We start from the raw sequence: 17,649 nt of genomic DNA on the forward strand, positions 1-17,649 counted from the left end.
CCGTCCGGGCTGGCCTAAGCTGCCAGTCCGACACGCACGAAGGATGTTCTGCTCATGGCGATGCGCGAACTGCGCTATTTCGGTGACCCGATCCTCAAGTCCGTCTGCGATCCCGTCACCGTGTTCGACGAGAAGCTCGAGGCGCTCGTGCGGGATCTCGTCGACTCCGTGAAACCCGCCGGGCGCGCCGGGCTGGCCGCGCCGCAGATCGGCGTGGGGCTTCGCGTCTTCAGCTACGACGTCGCCGGGTTGACCGGGTATGTCATCAATCCCGAGATCGTCGAGCTGTCCGAGGAAACGCACGAGATCGACGAAGGCTGCCTGTCGGTGCCGGAGCTGTGGTTCCCCACCAAGCGGGCGAAGCACGCGAAAGTCCGGGGCGTCGACGTCCACAACGAGCCGATCGAGGTCGAAGGCGAGGACGTGCTCGCGCAGTGCCTGCAGCACGAGACCGACCACCTCGACGGCATTCTCTACCTCGACCGGCTCACGGCCGAACGCAAGAAAACCGCCATGCGCCAAGCGCGCGACAAGGACTGGTTCTGGAAACGCTGACCGCGGCTCAAGCCGGCCGGAACAGCCTCAGCTTGGCGCCGTCCTCGACGCCGCGTTCCGTGCGCAAGCCCGCTCGGGCCGCCGTGCGGGGCAGGACGTCGTCGCCCGCGAGGCAGTCCGCGGACAGCTCCGTGATGCCCTGAGCCTCCGCCAGCACCGCCAAGCGCGCCAGCAACGCCGTGCCGATCCCCTGCTGCTGCCAGTCGTCCTCCACCAGCAGCGAAATCTCCGCGCCGCCGGAGGTCACCGGGATCAGCTGGGCCAGGCCGATCACCTCGCGGCCGAACACGGCCAGCACGCTCGTGCCGCGCGGGGGCACCAGCAGCCGGTGCAGCCAGCGGCGCGGCACCGAGCGCACGCCCGTGTGGTAGCGGCGGAACAACGTCGCCATCGAACAGCGCCGGTGCAGCTCGGACACCGCGTCGGCGTCGCCGGGGACGCCCTTGCGCAGGACGATCGCCGCGCCGTCCGGGCGGTCGAGGACCACCGGGCCGGCGACGTTCCGGGCCGCCGCCGCGAGCAGCGTCACCAGCGCTTCCGCGCGGGTCAGCTCCAGCTGCACGAACGGCGCCCACTGGCGGCGCGCCACCAGCGCGCTGCCGTCGGCCAGCTCGAACACCGCCCGGTGCCCGCTCTCCGTGCGCGCCGGGTTCGCCTCGACGGCGGGGACGAGCGTGACGACGTCCGCCGCCAGGACGTCCTTCAGCACTTCGGCCAGGCGGGCCGGGTCGTCGACCGCGCGACGGGCCGCGAGCAGCGTCGACGCCGACGGGTCGACCAGCTCGTGGACGTCGGCGTCGACGATCGCCGTGCATTCGCAGCCCTCGGCACGGATGGCATCCACCAGGTGCCGGCGGGGCAGGCCGATCGCGGGACGCAGCACGATCTCGTCGAGCACGCCGCCGGGCACCGGCAGCACGGACAGGCCGAGGATGTTGCACTCGAGGTCGGCGAGCCGGATGGCGATGCGGGCGAGGGTGCCCGGGTGGTCGTGCATCCGGATCCGCACCCGCCACGCCGACGGCGTGACCGGCTCGGCGACGGCGGCCGTCCGGCCCGGTTGGGGCAACGCTCTGGAGGTCTTCATGCCCCCACGGTCCCGCGGGGTTGTTGCCGCTCCAGGACGCCGGTGTTTCGTGCAGGTCAGCGTTCGACGCGGCCCGGCAACCCGGCCGAAACACCGAGCCAGGCCCGCAACTCGGTCGCCAGCGCGACCGGGGCGTCCAGCTGGATGAGGTGGCCCGCGCCGGCGACCGGGGCGAACGTCGCGCCGGGGAGGCCGGCGGCCAGCCGCTCGCCGATGGCCGGCGGGATCCACGTGTCCTCGGCGCCCCACAGGACGCGCACCGGCACGTCGGCCGCGCTCAGCCGTTGCTCGTTCTCGGCCAGGTACTGCTCGTCGTAGGCGGCGATCTGCCGGTAGAACGCGGATTGGCCCTCGTCGCCGAGCCACGGGGCGGCGAGCTCGGCCAGGTCGGCCTCGCGCAGCTCCCGGAAGCTCGCGTTGGCGACGTAGGCGCGGACCAGCGCTTCGTGGATGTACGGCGGCACTCGGGCGAGCACGTCGGGATGCTCCTTGACCAGCCGGAAGAACGGCGAACCCGACGGCGGGATGACCACGGCGTCGGCCAGCAGCAGCGACGCGTACGGCACGCCGTGCACCAGGTGGGCGCGCAGCGATACAGCGCCGCCGTAGTCGTGGGCGACGACGTGCGGCCGGTCGAGTCCCCAGTGCTCGAGCAGCGCCCGGAAGGCGTCGGTCTGGACACCGAAATCGACCGGGTGCTCCGCGTCCTTCGACGAACGGCCGTAACCGGGCATGTCCCAGAGGTACACGGTGAACTCGGCGCTCAGCGCTTCGGCGAACGGCCGCCACAGCCACGACGACCAAGGTGTGCCGTGGCAGAACACCACCGCCGGCCCCGCTCCGGCGCGCTCCCAGGCGATCCGGCGTCCCTGCCAGTCGAAGATCTCCATGTTCCCCACGCTAGGTCAGCGCGGGGTCAGCACGCAGAACTCGTTGCCCTCCGGTCCGTCAGCACGCGCCACGGCAGCGCGGGAGCGCCCAGGTCCGCCGGCGCCGCACCGGCCGCGACGACCTCCTTCACCGCCGCGGCGTGGCCGGCGTCCGCCGGGGGCGCCACGTCCAGGTGCACGCGGTTCTTGACCCGCTTGACGTCGTCGTTGCGCAGGAACTCCAGCCACGGCCCCCGGCCGGCCGGCGAACGCAGGCCCACCAGGACGTCCCCCTCGCGGCTCCGGACCGGCCAGCCGGCGATCCCCGCCCAGAACTCCGCCAGCGGCCCGGGGTCGTGGGCGTCGACGACGATCGACGCCACCGCACCCGTGTCCGCGTACCGTTCGCGCGGCTCGAGAACGCAGAACTCGTTGCCTTCCGGATCCGCCAGCACGACCCACGGCACGTCACCCTGCCCGAGGTCGACGCGGCTTCCGCCCAGCTCCAGGGCGCGCGCCACCAGCTCGGCCTGGTGTGCGGGGCTCGTGCTCGCCAGGTCCAGGTGGACGCGGTTCTTCACCTCCTTGGGTTCGGGTACCGGCACGAAAACCAGGTCCAGCTCCCAGCCGTCGCTCGCCGGGGCGCGGACGTCGACCTCGCCGGCCTCCTCGAGCGCGACGTGCCAGCCGAGCAGCGCGGCCCAGAAGTCCGCCAGGACCCTCGGCCGCGCCGCGTCGATCACCACGTTCACCAGGCGTGTGCTCATGCAGCGCAGGCTAACCGCCACCCCCGACAGTTCCGGTTCGGCTTCCCCACCGGCCGGGTCATCGGGTTGCGAGCCGCAGCAACGCCCAAAGCTGAGCCGCCTGGTCGTGCACGCCCCGCACGGTCACCGAGGTCAGGGACGACCGGCCCCAGAGCCACAGGTAGAGCTGCGCGGGTGCGGCCGTGACGACGTCGTCCGCGGCCCCGGCCTCCTCGGCCGAGCAGCGCCAGGCTTCGGTGGTCACCGGCCCGGCCCGCGCGATCCAGCTGTGGGCGCCGGCCCGGACGCCGACCGTGCCCGCCTTGGTGCCGGTCAGGCCGAGCATCGGCAGCTTCTGCCCGAACCACAAGGTCAGTGCCTCGTCGATGCCGTCGATCGCGACGTCGTCGGGCACGCCACGGGACTCGGCGCCGGCCGCCTGTTCGACATCCACCCGATGGACGACCGTCTCGTGCAGCATCCGCCGCCGCCAGAAGCCGTACGTGCGGTCCGCCGGCCACCAGGTGTCGGCGCGTTCCTCCGGGTCGTGCGCGGCCAGCTCGTCGAGCAGTTCGGTGAGGCCCGTCTCCAGGAAGTCCCGCAGGCTCTGGCCCGGTTCGGGGTCGCGCGGCCAGTCGTCGGGGCTGCGGCCGTCGGTCAATCGGCGCCGGACCATCCGGTAGAGGCTCCCGACGTGCCGGGCCACCTCGCCGAGCGACCAGCCCGGGCAGGCGGGCACCGGCGCCTCGGCCGGCGCGGCGTGCACCGCCTCGGCCAGCAGCCTGCCTTCGATTCCCAACGCCGTGAGCAACCGCCCCTGGTCGACCGGGCCGTGCTCACGCGACATGGGCTTCCCCGGTGATCGGCAGGCCGTGCACGAGCCGGCGGACGAGTTCCAGGAACGGCGTGGCGGCGCGCACGAGTTCGGCGGCCGATTCGGCGGTGACCTTCCCGCTGATCCCGGCCTGCGCGGCGGCGCGCGTGGCCGAGTTGCCGGCGAAGAAGGCTGACCACTCCCGCAGTTCGGGGGCGACGGAGTCGAGCAGCACCCAGGTGCTGGCAGGCCGGGCCCGCCCCCGGTGCGGCCGCCCCCGCGCGGCGAGCACGGCGGCAGCGCCCCGGAGCGCGGCGAGGTAGGCACCGATGAAGCGCTCGGCGGGCTGCGTTTCCCGCTCGGCCTCGGCGAGCCCGCGTCGAGCCTGCGCGAGCAACCCGGCAGCGGCCGGCGGAGCGGGCGGACGCAGCGCCATGGGCAGCGCGGACTGGTCGGGGTCGACGGCGGGCGGCATGGGCAGCGCGGGATGGGTGGCCGGCGGCCGGGCCTGGTCGGCAGAGGCGGGACGCTGCGGTGGGATCGGCAGCTCGGGCTGCGGCGCGACGTCTGAGGGCAGCGGGGACTGCGCCGGGTCCGCGGGAGCCGACGAGCGCAGCTCGGGGTCCACAGCCGGCCGGGACGGCGCCGAGTCCATGCGCCGCTGAAGCTGACCCGGGCCCGCGGCAGCCGACGAGCGCAGCTCGGAGTCCACAATCGGCCGGGACGGCACCGAGTCCGCGGGAGTCGCGCGCAGCTCCAGCTGACCGGAGTCCGCCATGGTCGGCCGACAGCGCGCCAAACCTGCAAGAGCCGGAGCCGGCGGCCGCAGCCGGACCTGCGCCGGGTCCGCGGGAGCCGGGCGCAGCTCCAGCTGGCCGGAATCCGCAGGAGCCGGATCCGTCGGGCGCAGCATCGGCAGCTCGGGCTGCCGGGCGTCCACCGATGGCGCCGAGGGGCGCTGCCGGGACTCCGCGCCGGGCGTCAGGCACTGCCGCGATCGGCGGGCGGCCTGCGGCTGGGTGGCCGGCGGGCGCAGCGACATGGGCAGCTCCGGCTGCCCGGGATCCGTGGGGGACACGACCTTGACGGACATGGCGACCCTCCTCCTGCGCGGGGTGAGCCCGATCATGTGCCCGGTGCCGAGACGCTTCCCCCGTCCCGGTCCCGGGCACCTGACCGGTGCGCGCTCACCGATGTCGAACGTCTGTTCGAACAATTTCCAGAGTAACCCCGGACCGGGTGTGCGCTCAACCCCGGGGGACGATCCCCGGACGTGGTGCGCGACACCAGGTCGGCGGCGTGATCTCATAGGTCCATGAGTTCGCTGGAGCACCCCGCCGTCGCCAAGGTGGCGGCCGCGCTGGCCGAAGCCGGGCAGCACGCCGCCGCCGAGGGCATCCGTGTCCTGCCCGCCGAGGTCCGGACCGCCGCGCAGGCGGCCGAAGCGCTCGGCGTGCCCGTCGGGGCCATCGCCAACAGCCTCATCTTCCGCCTGGGGTCCGACAAAAACGCGCTCCTCGCCCTGACCTCGGGCGCGCACCGCGCCGATCCGGCCACGCTCGCCCGGCTGGCCGGCGGCGAAATCGGCAAGGCCGACGCCGACTTCGTGCGGGCGCACACCGGGCAGCCGATCGGCGGTGTCGCCCCGGTCGGGCACCCCGTGCCGCTGCCCACGCTCGTCGACACCGCGCTGCGCGCCCACGACGTCGTGTGGGCCGCCGCGGGGCACCCGAAGGCCGTCTTCCCCACGACCTTCGCGGGGCTGGTGGCGTTGACCGGGGGCACCCCGGGCGCGCTCGGCGGCGCGGAGGAAGATGGACCGCTGTGACCGCGATGCCCGCCGGCTGCTCCCGCTACGTCCAGCTTTCCGCGGACGAATTCCGCGCCCGCCTGCCCGAAGCGCTGGACATCTACGTCCGGGCGATGCGGTACCCGGCGGGCACCGCCGAGCAGCGTGCGCCGATGTGGCTCACGCACGCGCTGCGTGAGGGCTGGCGCTGCATGGCCGCGTTCGACGCCGACGACGTCCTGCTCGGCCTCGCCTACGGCTACCGCGGCCGGGCCGGGCAGTGGTGGCACGAGCAGGTGCGGCACGGCCTGAGCCGCCGGGCCGGCTCCGTCGAAGCCGACCGCTGGCTGTCGGACTACTTCGAGCTGACCGAGATCCACGTCCGGCCGGAGAACCAGGGCCACCAGATCGGCGAGGACCTGCTGCGCGGCCTGCTCGACGGCGTGCCGAGCGCGAACGTGCTGCTGTCGACGCCCGAGGGCACGAGCCGCGCGTGGAAGCTCTACCGCCGCACGGGGTTCGTCGACGTCCTGCGCGACTACCACTTCGCGGGCGACCCGCGGCCGTTCGCGATCCTGGGACGCGCGCTGCCCCTCGACCCGCGCTGAGCCGAGGGGCAGCGTCCCCTCAGCGCGGTTCCGGGCGCCAGTAGCCGACGCCCAGCGCCGCGACCAGCACGGCGGCGCCGCACCAGGCCGTGACGCTCAGCCGTTCACCGAGCAGCACCGCGGACAACACCGCCGCCGTCAGCGGCTCGAGCACCGCCGAAAGCGCACCGAGCACCGGGTGGGCGTCGGCCAGGCCCCGCAGGTAGGCGGCGTAGGCGAGCGCGGTCGGGACGGCGCCGAGGTAGCAGAGGAGCGCGAGGACGTCCGTGTGCAGTGGGATCGCCATGCCGGTCCAGCTCGCGACCGGCAGGAGCAGCAGGCCGCCGGTCAGGCAGCCGAACGCCGTCGTGGGCAACGGGTCGAGGCCGTCGACCGGCTTCGCGGTGAGCAGGGTGAGGGTCGCGAAGCCGGCCGCTGCGAGCAGAGCGAAGCCGAGGCCGCCGAACGAGATCGCTTCGCCGGGTGACCACTGGAGCAGCACCAGGCCGGCAAGGGTGCCCGCCGTCGACACCATCGTCCAGCGACGGATTTTCCGCACCGACAGCAGGGTGACGATGACGGGTGCGGCGCCGATGGTGGTCATGGTGGCGACGCTGACCGAGCTGAGCGCGACGGCGGCGAAGTAGCTGGCCTGGAAGAGCGCGAAGAGGCCGCCGACGACGAGGATGCGCCGGAGGGCTTCCGGTGTGCGCGGGAAACCGCGGCCTTTCAGGACAAGCGTGGCGACGGCGCCGCCGACGAGCAGCCGGTAGTCGGCGACGGCGAGCGGGTGGAGGCCGGCTCGTTGACCGAGAAGGGAGCCGGCGAGACCGCCGGTGCCCCAGAGGACACCGGCGAGGACGAGCGCGGCCGAGGACCGGGCGCGCGTGGGGAGGACGAGGGACATGAACGCTCCTGCGTCTGTGTCGAAAGGAAAGGGAGTTCGACGACGCGGGGCGGTGCGCAAGACGAATCAGCCGCGGGCCTACGAGGCCACGCGGCGAGGGACCACCCCGCTCAGACGCGGGGCGGTGGGGTGACGAAAAGCCTTCGGCGCACGAGAGGAACCCTACCCAGACGCGCCCTCGCCAACCAGCGAATTCCGGCGGGGTGGTGACTGCCCTGTCGCCAGGACCACGACAGGCGCCTTCCTCCGGGGGCGCCGGTCCGTCCGGGATGCAGCGCGCCTGCCCGACGGCACGGCGCCGAACTCGTGCGACTGCCCGGCTGCTTTCCTGACTGTGGCTGTGGGGCGCGACCTCGTTCTATTGGGCGGTGAAGCTGCTGCTGAATTCCGCGTGGAAGCGTCGCGAAAGCGGCTCGCCGAGCAGGTCGTGAAGCAGATCAGAAATTCGCCCCGGCCCCTCCCGAAGAGGACGCGAGACCGCCGGAAAAGCGGCAGAACCGAACCCGCCGCAAGTAGCCGGCGGGTTCGGCCCCCTCGAACAGCTCAGTCCAGGCCGGCCAGCTGTTCCCGCAGCGTGTCCAGCCCCATCCCGCCCAGCTTCAACGCCTCCGTGTGGAACCGCTTGATGTCGAACGCCGCCCCCGCGCGGGCGCGGGCTTCCGAGCGGGCCGCCAGCCAGAGGCGCTCGCCGATCTTGTACGCCGGGGCCTGGCCCGGCCAGCCCAGGTACCGGTCGATCTCGTCGCGGACGTGGGCCTGGTCGGTGATCGTGCGGGTCAGCATGAACTCCAGGCCCAGCTCCGGTGTCCAGCGCTCGCCCTCGTGGAAGCCCGTTCCGGCCGGGATCGGCAGCTCCAGGTGCATGCCCAGGTCCACCACCACCCGCGCCGCGCGGAAGAGCTGCTCCGACAGCATTCCCAGGAGGTCTCCGTCGTCCGACAGGTACCCCAGTTCCTCCATCAGGCGCTCCGCGTACAGGGCCCAGCCCTCCGCGTGGCCGGACGTGAACGCCATCAGGCGCTGGTACTTGTTCAGGCCCGCCGACTGGTCCACCGCCGTCGCGATCTGGAGGTGGTGGCCCGGGGCTCCTTCGTGGTACACCGTGCTCGTTTCGCGCCAGGTGACGAACTCGTCGCGGGCCGGCGGCACGGACCACCACATGCGGCCCGGGCGGCCGAAGTCCTCGCTCGGGGCCGTGTAGTACGCGCCGACTCCGCCGCCCGGCGGGGCGATCTTGCACTCCAGGGCCATCACCCGGTCGGAAATCTCGAAGTGCTTGCCGCGCAACGACTTCAGGGCGTCGTCGGACAGGCGCTGCATCCACGCCTCGAACTCCGCGCGCCCCCGGACGCGGTAGCGGGGGTCCGCGTCCAGGATCGCCGCCGCCTCGGCCGGCGACGCGCCCGGCTTGATGCGGTTCGCCACCGCGCGCATCTCGGCCTCGATGCGGGCGAACTCCGCCCAGCCCCACTCGTAGGCCTCTTGCAGGTCCAGCGCCGCGCCCACGAAGTACCGGGACCACAGGCGGTAGACGTCCTCGCCGACGGCGTCCTTGACCGGGGCCTTCGGCGCCAGCTCGGCGCGCAGGAACCCGGCGAACTCGGCGAACGCCTCCTCGGCGGCCCGCGCGCGATGCTCGAGGTCCGCTTTCAACGCCGAACCGGGCGAAGGCGCGATGAGCTCGGTGAAGAAGCCCTTCTCCTCCTTCAGGCCGGCCCACGTCTCGCACTGCTCCGCCACCTTCGCGACCTGACGCAGCGCCGCGACGTGGCCTGCGTCGGCTGCCGAAAGCAGGCCGCTGCGGACGTCGGCGAGCGCGCGGGGGACCTCGCCGATCCGGGCCGAGACGGTCGCCCAGTCCTGCTCGGTTTCCAGGGACATCAGGTCGAACACCATCCGCAGTTCCTGCACCGGGCTGGCGATGACGTTGAGGCTCGCCACGTCCAGGCCGGCCTCGTGGATCTCCAGCTCCAGGCCGATGCGCTCGCTGAACACGGCCTTCGCCGCCCGCTCGGCGGTGTCCCGCGGCTCGGTGGCGGCGACGGTGGCGTGCGCCCGTGCGGCGATGCCGGCTCGCTCGGCGAAGCCGTCCGCCGAGTAGTCGGTCAGCTTGTGGTCGTGCCCGTTGATGCCGTGAACGGTCGCCGCGACCGGGTCCACGGCCACGAGGTCGTCGACGTAGCGGTCACAGATCTCGTGCACGCCCTGGGAAGCAGTAGAAGCCATGCAGGCACGCTACCGGGCCGGACCGACCCGGTGGTACGTACTTAAGCACGGGCCGGGACGAGCCCCAGCCGCGCGATCACCTCGCGCGTCGCCTTGGACCGGTTGAACGTGTAGAAGTGCAGGTTCGGCACGCCCTCGGCGATCAGCTTCTCGCACAGCTCCGTGATCACGTCGATGCCCGCCGCGCGGAACGCCTTGGGGTCGTCGGCCAGCGGTTCGAGCCGGTCCAGGAGCTTGCGGGGCGCCGGGGCGCCGGACAGCTTGACCGTCGTCTGCAGCGTCCGCATGGTCGTCAGCGGCATCACGCCGGGCAGCACCGGGACGTCGCAGCCGGTCGCGGCCACCCGGTCGCGCAGCCGGAGGAAGTCCTCGGCGTCGTGGAACAGCTGCGCGATCGCGAAGTCCGCGCCCGCGCGCAGCTTGCGGACCAGGTACTTCGTGTCGGTCTCGAGGTCGGCCGAGCGGGGGTGGCCGTAGGTGTACGCCGAAACGCCGACGCAGAAGTCGCCCAGCTCACGGACCAGCTGCACCAGCTCTTCGGCGTAGGTGAGGCCGTCGGGGTGCGGGATCCACTCGCCGTAGACGTCGCCCGGCGGGTCGCCGCGCAGCGCGAGGATGTTGCGGACGCCGACCGAGGCGTACCAGCCGATCACGTTGCGCAGCTCGGCGACCGAGTGGTTGACCGCGGTCAGGTGCGCCATCGGCACCAGGGTCGTCTCGGTCGCGACGCGGGCGATGCTGCGGATCGTGCCGTCGCGGCTGGAGCCACCGGCGCCGTAGGTGATCGACATGTACGCCGGGTCGTACGGCTCGAGCTCCCGGATCGCCTTCCAGAGGACGGCCTCGTCCGCCGGGTCCCGGGGCGGGAAGAACTCGATGGAGAACTTCGGCCCGTCTCCGCGCAACCGCTCGATCACCGACGTCATACCTCGAATGTTAAGGGTCCCGGCTCTAGACTCGATACAGGAGTGAACGATGAGGGATGACGACGCGAGCTGGGACGAAGACGTGCGCCTGGCCGTCTACCACGCCTTCGCCCGCCACGGCCGCGCCCCGAGCGCGCCGGAGCTGGCCGACGCCGCGGGCGGGTCGCTGGCCGTCGCGAAGCAGGCGCTGCACCGCCTCGCCGGCGCCCACCACCTGGTGCTCGACGAGTGCGAGCACGTCGTCTTGGCGCACCCGTTCGCCGCGAAGTCGCTCGGTTTCTCCGTGATGAGCGCGCACACGCTGTGGTGGGGCGGCTGCGCGTGGGATTCGTTCGCCATCCCCCACCTGGTGGAGGCCGAGCCGGAGGTGCTGGTCGCGACCCGCTGCCCCGGCTGCGGGCAGCCGCACGCCCTGGTCGTCGAGCGGTCGAAACCACCGGAAGGCGCGCAGGTCGCACACTTCCTCGTGCCCGCCGCGCGGATGTGGGACGACGTGCTGCACACGTGCGCGAACCAGCGCCTCTTCTGCTGCGAGTCCTGTGTGGACGCCTGGCTGGCGGAAACCGGGCAGGCCCGCGGATCCGTGCTGGACCTGGTCACGCTCTGGCGGCTCGCGCGCGGCTGGTACGCGGGCCGGCTGGAGCGCGGCTACCGGCGGCGCGAACCGGACGACGCCGTCGCCTACTTCGCCGAGGCGGGCTTGACGGGGCCGTTCTGGGCGCCCGCGGCCGGGGTCTGAGCCGGAGTCTGATTCGCCACATCCGGGTGCCCCGCGCGCCCGCGCCCCCGCGGGTTCGGCGAGGATGGCGGGATGAACGCGCCCGTCGCCGACACCGAGCTGCCCGTCCACGTCGAGCGCGCGCTGACCGGGTTCCTCGATCGGGCGGGCGCCGCGATCCTCGGCACCGAGCCGACCGTGGCCGCCGGGATCGACGCGCTGCGCGGGTTCGTGCTGGGCGGCGGCAAACGCTTGCGCCCGACGTTCGCCTGGTGGGGCTGGCGCGGCGCGGGCGGCGACCCCGCGGGCCCGGACGCCGAGGGTGTCCTGCAGGCGGTGGCCAGCCTCGAGCTGATCCAGGCGTGCGCGCTGATCCACGACGACCTGATCGACTCCTCCGACTCCCGCCGCGGCAACCCGACCGTGCACATCGCCGGCGCCAAGCTGCACGCCGACCGCGGCTGGCTCGGCTCCCCCGCGACGTTCGGCCTGGCCACCGCGGTGCTCGTCGGCGACCTGGCGCTGGCCTGGGCGGACGACATGTTCGCCGACGCGCCGTTGCCTGCCGGAACGCTGGCCGCGGCCCGCCCGGCCTGGCGCGCGATGCGCACCGAGGTGCTCGCCGGGCAGTACCTCGACGTCCGCACGCAGGCCACCGGCGACGCCTCGGTCGAGGCCGCGCTCAAGATCGACCGGCTCAAGACCGCCGCCTACACCGTGCAGCGGCCGCTGCACCTGGGTGCCGCGCTCGGCGGCGCCTCGCCGGAGCTGATCGCCACGCTGCTGGAGTTCGGCGGCGAGGTCGGCGTGGCGTTCCAGCTGCGTGACGACCTGCTCGGCGTGTTCGGCGACCCGTCGGTCACCGGCAAGCCCGCCGGCGACGACCTGCGCGAGGGCAAGCGCACCCTGCTCGTCGCGCTCGGCCTGCAGCTCGCCGCCGAGAAGGACGAGACGGCCGCGGCCACGGTGATCGCCGACGCGATCGGCGACGCGGACCTGTCCGACGAGGGCGTCGAGACCGTCCGGATGGCGCTGCAGCAGGTGGGCGCGGTCGACGCGGTCGAGCGCCGGATCGACGAGCTGACGACGGCGGCGATGGCCGCGCTGGACCGCGCGCACCTGGCCGAGCCCGCGCCCGCGGCGCTGACCGGGCTGGTCGTCAAGGCCACCCAGCGGACGTACTGACGTGCGGAGGAGCAGGAGGTCCTTCGGGGCCGCCGACCACGTCGTCGTCATCGGGGCCGGCCTGGCCGGGCTCTCGGCGACGCTGCACCTGCTCGGCGCGGGACGGCGCGTCACGCTGCTGGAACAGGCGGACACCCCCGGCGGCCGGGCCGGGCAGCAGAGCTTCGACGGCAACGCCGTGGACACCGGTGCCAGCGTGCTCACCATGCCGGAGCTGCTCGAAGAGGCGTTCGCCGCGGTCGGCGAGCCCTTGGCCAAGAACCTGCGCCTGACCAGGCTCGACCCGGCGTACCGGGCGCGGTTCGCCGACGGCGGCGAGCTCGCCCTGCACACCGACGGCGACGCGATGGAGGCCGAGATCCGCGCCTTCGCCGACGCCCGCGAGGCGGCCGGCTACCGGGCCCTGCGGCGCTGGCTGACCGAGCTGTACGCCGTGCATAAGGACCACTTCCTGGCGGCGAACTTCGACTCGCCGCTCGATCTCGTCCGCCCCGAGCTGGCGCGGCTCGGCGGGCTGGGCGGCTTCGGCCGGCTCGGCCCGCGCGTCGCCCGCTACCTGCGGGACGAGCGGGTCCGGCGGCTGTTCACGTTCCAGGCCCTGTACGCGGGCCTCGACCCGGCCCGCGCGATCGGCGCGTACGGCGTCATCGCCTACATGGACACCGTCGGCGGCGTCTACTACCCCGAAGGCGGAATGGGCGAAATCGGCCGCGCGATGACCGGGGCCGCCGCGCGGGCGGGCGCGGACGTCCGCTTCGGCACCGAAGCCGCCTGGCTCGAACGGGTGAATTCGCGGGTGCGTGCGGTCCGGACGCGCTCGGGCGAGCGGATCGCCTGCGACGCCGTCGTGCTGGCCACCGAGCTGAGCACGGCCTACCGGCTGCTCGGCGCGCGGCCCCGCCGTCCGCTGCCGCTGCGCTACTCCCCGTCGGCCGTGGTGCTGCACGGCCGGACGAACGAGAAGTGGGACCTCGGCCACCACACGATCTTCTTCGGCGGCGCCTGGGAGCGGACGTTCGCCGAGATCATCCGCGAAGGCACGCTGATGAGCGACCCGTCACTGCTGGTCACCCGGCCGACGGCGACCGACCCGGGCCTGGCCGGGCGCGGCGGCGAGATCGTCTCGGTGCTCGCCCCCGCCCCGAACCTGCGCCGCGGCCCGATCGACTGGGACCGCGTCCGCGGGCCGTACCGCGAAGAGCTGCTCCGGACGCTCGAAGCCCGCGGGCTGACCGGCTTCGGCGGCGAATTCACCGTCGACGAGACGATCACGCCGGCGGACTGGGCGGCCCGCGGGCTGGCGGCCGGGACGCCGTTCTCGCTGGCGCACACCTTCGCCCAGACCGGCCCGTTCCGCCCGGCGAACCTGGTCCGCGCGGCGGGCAACGTCGTGCTGGCCGGCTGCGGCACCACCCCCGGCGTCGGCATTCCGCCGGTGCTCATCTCGGGACGGCTGGCCGCGGAACGGATCACCGGCCGGTGAACGAACTCGACGCCGCGGGCATCCGCTCGCCGCAGCTGCGGGCCGCCTACACCGAGTGCCGCCGCATCAACGCCCACTACGGGCGCACGTTCTTCCTCGCGACGCGGCTGCTGCCCGCGCGGGCCCGGCCCGCCGCGCACGCGCTGTACGGGTTCGCGCGGATGGCGGACGAACTGGTCGACAACCCGGAGCCGGGCACCGATCCGGCGGCTTCCCTCGACCGGGTCGGTGACCTGGTCGACGTCGTCTTCGACGGCGGGACCCCGGACGACCCGGTGCTGGTGGCCCTGGCCGACATCGTGCGGCGCCACGGCCTCTCGCGGGACTTGTTCGACGCGTTCCTGAAGTCGATGCGGGCGGACTTGCAGCCGGTCGAATACCGGACGTTCGCCGAACTGGGCGAGTACATGTACGGCTCGGCCGCGGTGATCGGGCTGCAGATGCTGCCGGTGTTCGGCACGGTGGGCGCACCGGCGGACGCCGAACCGGGCGCGATCGCGCTGGGTGAGGCGCTCCAGCTGACGAACTTCCTGCGTGACGTCGGCGAGGACCTCGACCGCGGGCGGCTCTACCTGCCGCTGAACGAGCTCGCCGCGTTCGGCGTTTCGCGGGAGCTGCTCGAAGCGCGGCGGCCCGACCCGCGGATCCGGGCGGCGCTGGCGTACTTCGTCGCGCGGACGCGGGCGGTGTACCGGCGGGCCGACGCGGGCGTGGCGTTGCTGCGGCCCGAATCGCGGCCCTGCGTGCGGACGGCGTTGACGCTGTACGAAGGAATCCTCGACGAGATCGTCGCGCTGGACTACGACATCCTGACGCGGCGGGCGGTGGTGCCGAAGGGGCGGCGGCTGGCGGTCGCGCTGCCGCCGTTGGTTTCGGTCTGGACGCGCGAGACGTTCCGCGGCGGTCGTAGGCTGCGATCATGACCGAACGACGCATCCGGATCGGCCTGCAGCTCCAGCCGCAGCACGCCGACTACGACAGCATCCGGCGCACCGCGTCGGCCGCCGAAGACCTCGGGGCCGACATCATCTTCAACTGGGACCACTTCTACCCGCTCTACGGCGACCCCGACGGCATGCACTTCGAGTGCTGGACGATGCTCGGCGCGTGGGCCGAGTCGACGTCCCGGGTGGAGATCGGCGCGCTGGTCACCTGCAACAGCTACCGCAACCCCGAGCTGCTGGCCGACATGGCCCGCACGGTCGACCACATCTCCGGCGGCCGGCTCATCCTCGGCATCGGCTCCGGCTGGTTCGAGAAGGACTACGACGAGTACGGCTACGAGTTCGGCACCGCGGGCGGCCGCCTCGACGACCTGGCGGAGTCCCTCCCCCGCATCGAGTCCCGCCTCGGCAAGCTGAACCCGGCCCCGACCCGCAAGATCCCGGTCCTGATCGGCGGCGGCGGCGAAAAGAAGACCCTCAAGCTGGTGGCCAAGCACGGCGACATCTGGCACGGCTTCGGCGACCCGGAGGTGGTCGGCCGCAAGGTGAAGATCCTCGACCAGCACTGCGCGGACGTCGGCCGCGACCCGGCCGAGATCGAGCGCTCGTGCGGCGTCCAGGGCGAGCCGGACGAGCTGGGCCCGCAGCTGCTGGAGCTGGGCGTCACGACCTTCACGGTCGGCGCCGGCGGCCCGGACTACGACCTCGGCCCGCTCAAGAAGTGGATCGCCTGGCGCGACAAAAACCAGGGCTGAACTCTACCCGCGCGCCCGGTGCGCGGCGACGCGTTCGCGCGTCGCGCACCGGGGCGAGCAGAACCGCCGCGGGCTGCCGCCTCCCGTCTGCGCGAACGGCTTCCCGCACGACGGTGACGCGCACAGCCCGCCCGGCACGCCCTGCCGCTCCGCCAGCAGCGACGCCAGCCCCAGCGCCGACGACGTCACCAGCCACGCGCCCCACGGCCCGTCGTCGGCCGCGTCCGCGTGCAGGTGCCAGCCGTAGCCGTCTTGGTGGTCCGTCAGCCGCGGCGGGCCCGCGTACGCCGCGAACAGCGCGTTGAGCACCGAAGCCGCCGAAGCGACGTCCGGCGCCGCGAACACTTCGCGCAGCTCCAGAGCCGCCGCGCGCAGCTCGGCGACCTCGTCCGGCGACAGCGAAACGTCCGGTTCGCCGTGATCGCGCAGCACCTGCGCCACCGAAGCCGGGTCGGGGGCCGGGACCAGCAGCACGTTCAGCAGATCCACCGCGCGCTGCACGGAATTCCGGTGCGGAAAGGCCATACTCCATTGTAACGTCTTGCCAGTGATAAGACGTTACATGGTCGGCGCAACGCTCGCCCGGACCGGGGACGAGCTGTCCGGGCCCGCACTGCTGCTGCTCGGGATGACCTCGGGCCCGCACGCCGGCGCGGCGCTGCTCGCCGGGCTGACCGCGGCGGCCGCCGCCGGTGGCCCGGTCTTCGGCGCCCTGCTGGACCGCAGCGCGACTCCGGGACGGCTGCTCGCGATCGCGCTGGGCGGCTACGCGGGCGGAATCGCGCTGGTCAGCGTGCTCTACGGGCGCCTGCCGCTCGAAGCCGTCGTCGCGGTGGCCGTCGTGGCCGGCCTGCTCAACCCCGCCATCGCCGGCGGCTGGACCGCGCAGCTGCCCGCCGTCGCCGGGCCCCGGCACCTGCCGAAAGCCAGCCGCTTCGACGCCATGACGTTCACCGCCGCCGCCCTCGCCGGGCCGGGCCTGGCCGGGCTCCTCGGCGGCCCGGCCGGCCTGGTCGTCGCGGTCGGCCTGGTCGCCGCGGCGATTCCCGTGGCGTGGTTCCTGCCGGAGCGGACACCGAAGAAGACGCGCCTCAAGGACGGCTTCCGGGTTCTGGTCCACAACGCGCCGCTGCGGCGGGCCACCGTCGCCTCGGCGATCTCCTGCGCCGGCATGGGCATGGTCACGGTGTGTTACCCCGTTCTGGGGGCGGTGCACCTGCGCGGCCCGGCGGACGGCGCGCTGCTGCTGACCGTCCTGGCGGTGGCGTCCCTGCTGGCCAACGCCGTCTTCGTGCGGAAGCCGCTGCCGTGGGCCCCCGACCGGACCGTCTGGCTGAGCACGCTCCTGCTGGCCGCGAGCTGCCTCCTGGCGGCGAGCGGGCACGGCATCGTCGTGGCGGCCGTGCTGGCCGGATTCGCCGAAGGTCCGCAGCTCACGGCGTTGTTCGCGATCCGCCACCGCGAGGCGCCCGAGCACGTCCGCGCGCAGGTGTTCACCACGGCGGCGAGCGTGAAGATCACCGGGCTGGCCGCGGGCGCGGCGCTGGCCGGTCCGCTGGCCGCGTGGTCGCTGCCGGCGTGCCTGCTGACCGCGGCCGCCGTTCAGCTCATCGCGGCGGCGACCTGTTTCAGCAGGTCAGAACGCCATCGCCTGGGCGCGCCGCTTCACCTCGGTGCCGTGGCTGGTCCGCAGCGCGTTGATGGGCGTGCTGCCGGGCAGCGTGTCGTCGGCGGTGAACAGCCACCGCAGCATCTCCGTGCGGCTGAACCCGGAGTCGGCGAGCACGGTGATCGTGCCGGTCAGGCCCTTGACGACGCCGTCCTTCACGAAGAAGTCGCCGGGCACGCACAGGTCACCGCCGCGCCTGATGGCGATCAGCTGTCCGTCGCGCAGCATCTGCCGCACCTTGTTGGCCGAGGTCCCGAGGACGGTCGCCACTTCCGCCAACGGGAGGACCGTGATGGCGGTGTCGAGGATGTCTTCGGCGACAGGAATCCCACTCACAGGTGACACTGTGCCACATTGGGCCCCCGCACCCGCTAGTGCGCACGGGTGAC

General features: G+C 73.4%; 17 protein-coding genes and 2 pseudogenes. 9 read left to right on the top strand and 10 right to left on the bottom strand.

The window, feature by feature from the left end:
* Positions 1-54: 54 nt before the first annotated feature.
* Entirely contained in the window at positions 55-555 is a 501-nt protein-coding gene (def, locus tag AB0M93_RS23760; RefSeq protein WP_364276355.1) for a peptide deformylase, read from the top strand.
* Between the two features lie 7 nt (positions 556-562).
* Here the strand turns inward: def and AB0M93_RS23765 are convergent, their stop codons facing one another.
* The 5 genes and pseudogenes from AB0M93_RS23765 to AB0M93_RS23785 form a co-directional block, all read right to left on the bottom strand.
* Positions 563-1,624, bottom strand: a complete 1,062-nt coding sequence (locus tag AB0M93_RS23765; protein ID WP_364276485.1) for a GNAT family N-acetyltransferase — start codon at positions 1,622-1,624, stop codon at positions 563-565.
* Positions 1,625-1,698: 74 nt separating this feature from the next.
* Positions 1,699-2,532, bottom strand: a complete 834-nt coding sequence (locus AB0M93_RS23770; protein WP_364276356.1) for an alpha/beta hydrolase — start codon at positions 2,530-2,532, stop codon at positions 1,699-1,701.
* A 15-nt stretch (positions 2,533-2,547) separates the two neighbouring features.
* Positions 2,548-3,278 (bottom strand): annotated as a pseudogene (locus AB0M93_RS23775) (VOC family protein).
* Positions 3,279-3,336: 58 nt separating this feature from the next.
* The gene (locus tag AB0M93_RS23780) at positions 3,337-4,104 is read right to left on the bottom strand and encodes a maleylpyruvate isomerase family mycothiol-dependent enzyme (RefSeq protein ID WP_364276357.1); all 768 of its coding nucleotides are present in this window, start codon (positions 4,102-4,104) and stop codon (positions 3,337-3,339) included.
* Entirely contained in the window at positions 4,094-4,546 is a 453-nt protein-coding gene (locus AB0M93_RS23785) for an SAV_6107 family HEPN domain-containing protein (protein ID WP_364276487.1), read from the bottom strand. The genes AB0M93_RS23780 and AB0M93_RS23785 overlap by 11 nt, the downstream gene beginning before the upstream one ends.
* Positions 4,547-5,386: 840 nt before the next feature.
* Between AB0M93_RS23785 and AB0M93_RS23790 the strand changes: the two genes are divergently transcribed.
* The gene (locus AB0M93_RS23790; RefSeq protein ID WP_364276358.1) at positions 5,387-5,899 is read left to right on the top strand and encodes a YbaK/EbsC family protein; all 513 of its coding nucleotides are present in this window, start codon (positions 5,387-5,389) and stop codon (positions 5,897-5,899) included.
* Positions 5,896-6,468 carry a GNAT family N-acetyltransferase gene (locus AB0M93_RS23795; RefSeq protein WP_364276359.1) on the top strand — a complete coding sequence of 191 codons (573 nt, stop codon included), beginning with the start codon at positions 5,896-5,898 and terminating at the stop codon, positions 6,466-6,468. The genes AB0M93_RS23790 and AB0M93_RS23795 overlap by 4 nt, the downstream gene beginning before the upstream one ends.
* A gap of 19 nt (positions 6,469-6,487) precedes the next feature.
* On the opposite strand, the gene AB0M93_RS23800 is transcribed toward AB0M93_RS23795, so the two are convergent.
* The 3 genes from AB0M93_RS23800 to metF all read right to left on the bottom strand — a co-directional run bounded on the left by AB0M93_RS23800 (position 6,488) and on the right by metF (position 10,506).
* Positions 6,488-7,354 (bottom strand): EamA family transporter, encoded by an 867-nt coding sequence (locus AB0M93_RS23800; protein ID WP_364276360.1) that lies wholly within the window; start codon positions 7,352-7,354, stop codon positions 6,488-6,490.
* Positions 7,355-7,897: 543 nt separating this feature from the next.
* The gene (locus tag AB0M93_RS23805; protein ID WP_364276361.1) at positions 7,898-9,580 is read right to left on the bottom strand and encodes a DUF885 domain-containing protein; all 1,683 of its coding nucleotides are present in this window, start codon (positions 9,578-9,580) and stop codon (positions 7,898-7,900) included.
* A 41-nt stretch (positions 9,581-9,621) separates the two neighbouring features.
* Complete coding sequence (gene metF / locus AB0M93_RS23810; protein ID WP_364276362.1) at positions 9,622-10,506, bottom strand: methylenetetrahydrofolate reductase [NAD(P)H]; 885 nt, start codon at positions 10,504-10,506, stop codon at positions 9,622-9,624.
* Between the two features lie 49 nt (positions 10,507-10,555).
* On the opposite strand from metF, the gene merB reads away from it, so the two are divergent.
* The 5 genes from merB to AB0M93_RS23835 all read left to right on the top strand — a co-directional run bounded on the left by merB (position 10,556) and on the right by AB0M93_RS23835 (position 15,591).
* Positions 10,556-11,245: an organomercurial lyase gene (gene merB / locus AB0M93_RS23815; protein WP_364276363.1), complete on the top strand. Its 690-nt coding sequence runs from the start codon at positions 10,556-10,558 to the stop codon at positions 11,243-11,245.
* Positions 11,246-11,317: 72 nt separating this feature from the next.
* Positions 11,318-12,409 (top strand): polyprenyl synthetase family protein, encoded by a 1,092-nt coding sequence (locus AB0M93_RS23820; protein WP_364276364.1) that lies wholly within the window; start codon positions 11,318-11,320, stop codon positions 12,407-12,409.
* Position 12,410: 1 nt separating this feature from the next.
* Entirely contained in the window at positions 12,411-13,892 is a 1,482-nt protein-coding gene (gene crtI, locus AB0M93_RS23825) for a phytoene desaturase family protein (RefSeq protein WP_364276365.1), read from the top strand.
* Positions 13,889-14,815: a phytoene/squalene synthase family protein gene (locus AB0M93_RS23830; protein WP_364276366.1), complete on the top strand. Its 927-nt coding sequence runs from the start codon at positions 13,889-13,891 to the stop codon at positions 14,813-14,815. Before crtI ends, AB0M93_RS23830 begins: the two co-directional genes overlap by 4 nt.
* Complete coding sequence (locus AB0M93_RS23835) at positions 14,812-15,591, top strand: LLM class F420-dependent oxidoreductase (RefSeq protein ID WP_364276367.1); 780 nt, start codon at positions 14,812-14,814, stop codon at positions 15,589-15,591. The genes AB0M93_RS23830 and AB0M93_RS23835 overlap by 4 nt, the downstream gene beginning before the upstream one ends.
* Before the next feature lie 3 nt (positions 15,592-15,594).
* Here AB0M93_RS23835 and AB0M93_RS23840 read toward each other — a convergent pair whose 3' ends face one another.
* Complete coding sequence (locus tag AB0M93_RS23840; RefSeq protein ID WP_364276368.1) at positions 15,595-16,116, bottom strand: CGNR zinc finger domain-containing protein; 522 nt, start codon at positions 16,114-16,116, stop codon at positions 15,595-15,597.
* A 37-nt stretch (positions 16,117-16,153) separates the two neighbouring features.
* On the opposite strand from AB0M93_RS23840, the pseudogene AB0M93_RS23845 reads away from it, so the two are divergent.
* Positions 16,154-16,813, top strand: a pseudogene (locus AB0M93_RS23845) (MFS transporter); the annotation flags it as partial.
* Between the two features lie 414 nt (positions 16,814-17,227).
* Here AB0M93_RS23845 and AB0M93_RS23850 read toward each other — a convergent pair.
* Positions 17,228-17,596, bottom strand: coding sequence for an Rv2175c family DNA-binding protein (locus tag AB0M93_RS23850; RefSeq protein ID WP_364276489.1), 369 nt, complete (start codon positions 17,594-17,596; stop codon positions 17,228-17,230).
* Positions 17,597-17,649 lie beyond the last annotated feature (53 nt).

Source organism: Amycolatopsis sp. NPDC051102 (genome assembly GCF_040682815.1).
Classification (GTDB): Bacteria; Actinomycetota; Actinomycetes; order Mycobacteriales; family Pseudonocardiaceae; genus Amycolatopsis.

What these genes read in the sequence shown, in the direction of transcription:
- def (WP_364276355.1), top strand. Translation starts at nt 55, where the DNA reads ATGGCGATGCGCGAACTGCGCTATTTCGGTGACCCGATCCTCAAGTCC.
- AB0M93_RS23770 (WP_364276356.1), bottom strand. Translation starts at nt 2,532, where the DNA reads ATGGAGATCTTCGACTGGCAGGGACGCCGGATCGCCTGGGAGCGCGCC.
- AB0M93_RS23780 (WP_364276357.1), bottom strand. Translation starts at nt 4,104, where the DNA reads ATGTCGCGTGAGCACGGCCCGGTCGACCAGGGGCGGTTGCTCACGGCG.
- AB0M93_RS23785 (WP_364276487.1), bottom strand. Translation starts at nt 4,546, where the DNA reads ATGCCGCCCGCCGTCGACCCCGACCAGTCCGCGCTGCCCATGGCGCTG.
- AB0M93_RS23790 (WP_364276358.1), top strand. Translation starts at nt 5,387, where the DNA reads ATGAGTTCGCTGGAGCACCCCGCCGTCGCCAAGGTGGCGGCCGCGCTG.
- AB0M93_RS23800 (WP_364276360.1), bottom strand. Translation starts at nt 7,354, where the DNA reads ATGTCCCTCGTCCTCCCCACGCGCGCCCGGTCCTCGGCCGCGCTCGTC.
- AB0M93_RS23805 (WP_364276361.1), bottom strand. Translation starts at nt 9,580, where the DNA reads ATGGCTTCTACTGCTTCCCAGGGCGTGCACGAGATCTGTGACCGCTAC.
- metF (WP_364276362.1), bottom strand. Translation starts at nt 10,506, where the DNA reads ATGACGTCGGTGATCGAGCGGTTGCGCGGAGACGGGCCGAAGTTCTCC.
- merB (WP_364276363.1), top strand. Translation starts at nt 10,556, where the DNA reads ATGAGGGATGACGACGCGAGCTGGGACGAAGACGTGCGCCTGGCCGTC.
- AB0M93_RS23820 (WP_364276364.1), top strand. Translation starts at nt 11,318, where the DNA reads ATGAACGCGCCCGTCGCCGACACCGAGCTGCCCGTCCACGTCGAGCGC.
- AB0M93_RS23835 (WP_364276367.1), top strand. Translation starts at nt 14,812, where the DNA reads ATGACCGAACGACGCATCCGGATCGGCCTGCAGCTCCAGCCGCAGCAC.
- AB0M93_RS23840 (WP_364276368.1), bottom strand. Translation starts at nt 16,116, where the DNA reads ATGGCCTTTCCGCACCGGAATTCCGTGCAGCGCGCGGTGGATCTGCTG.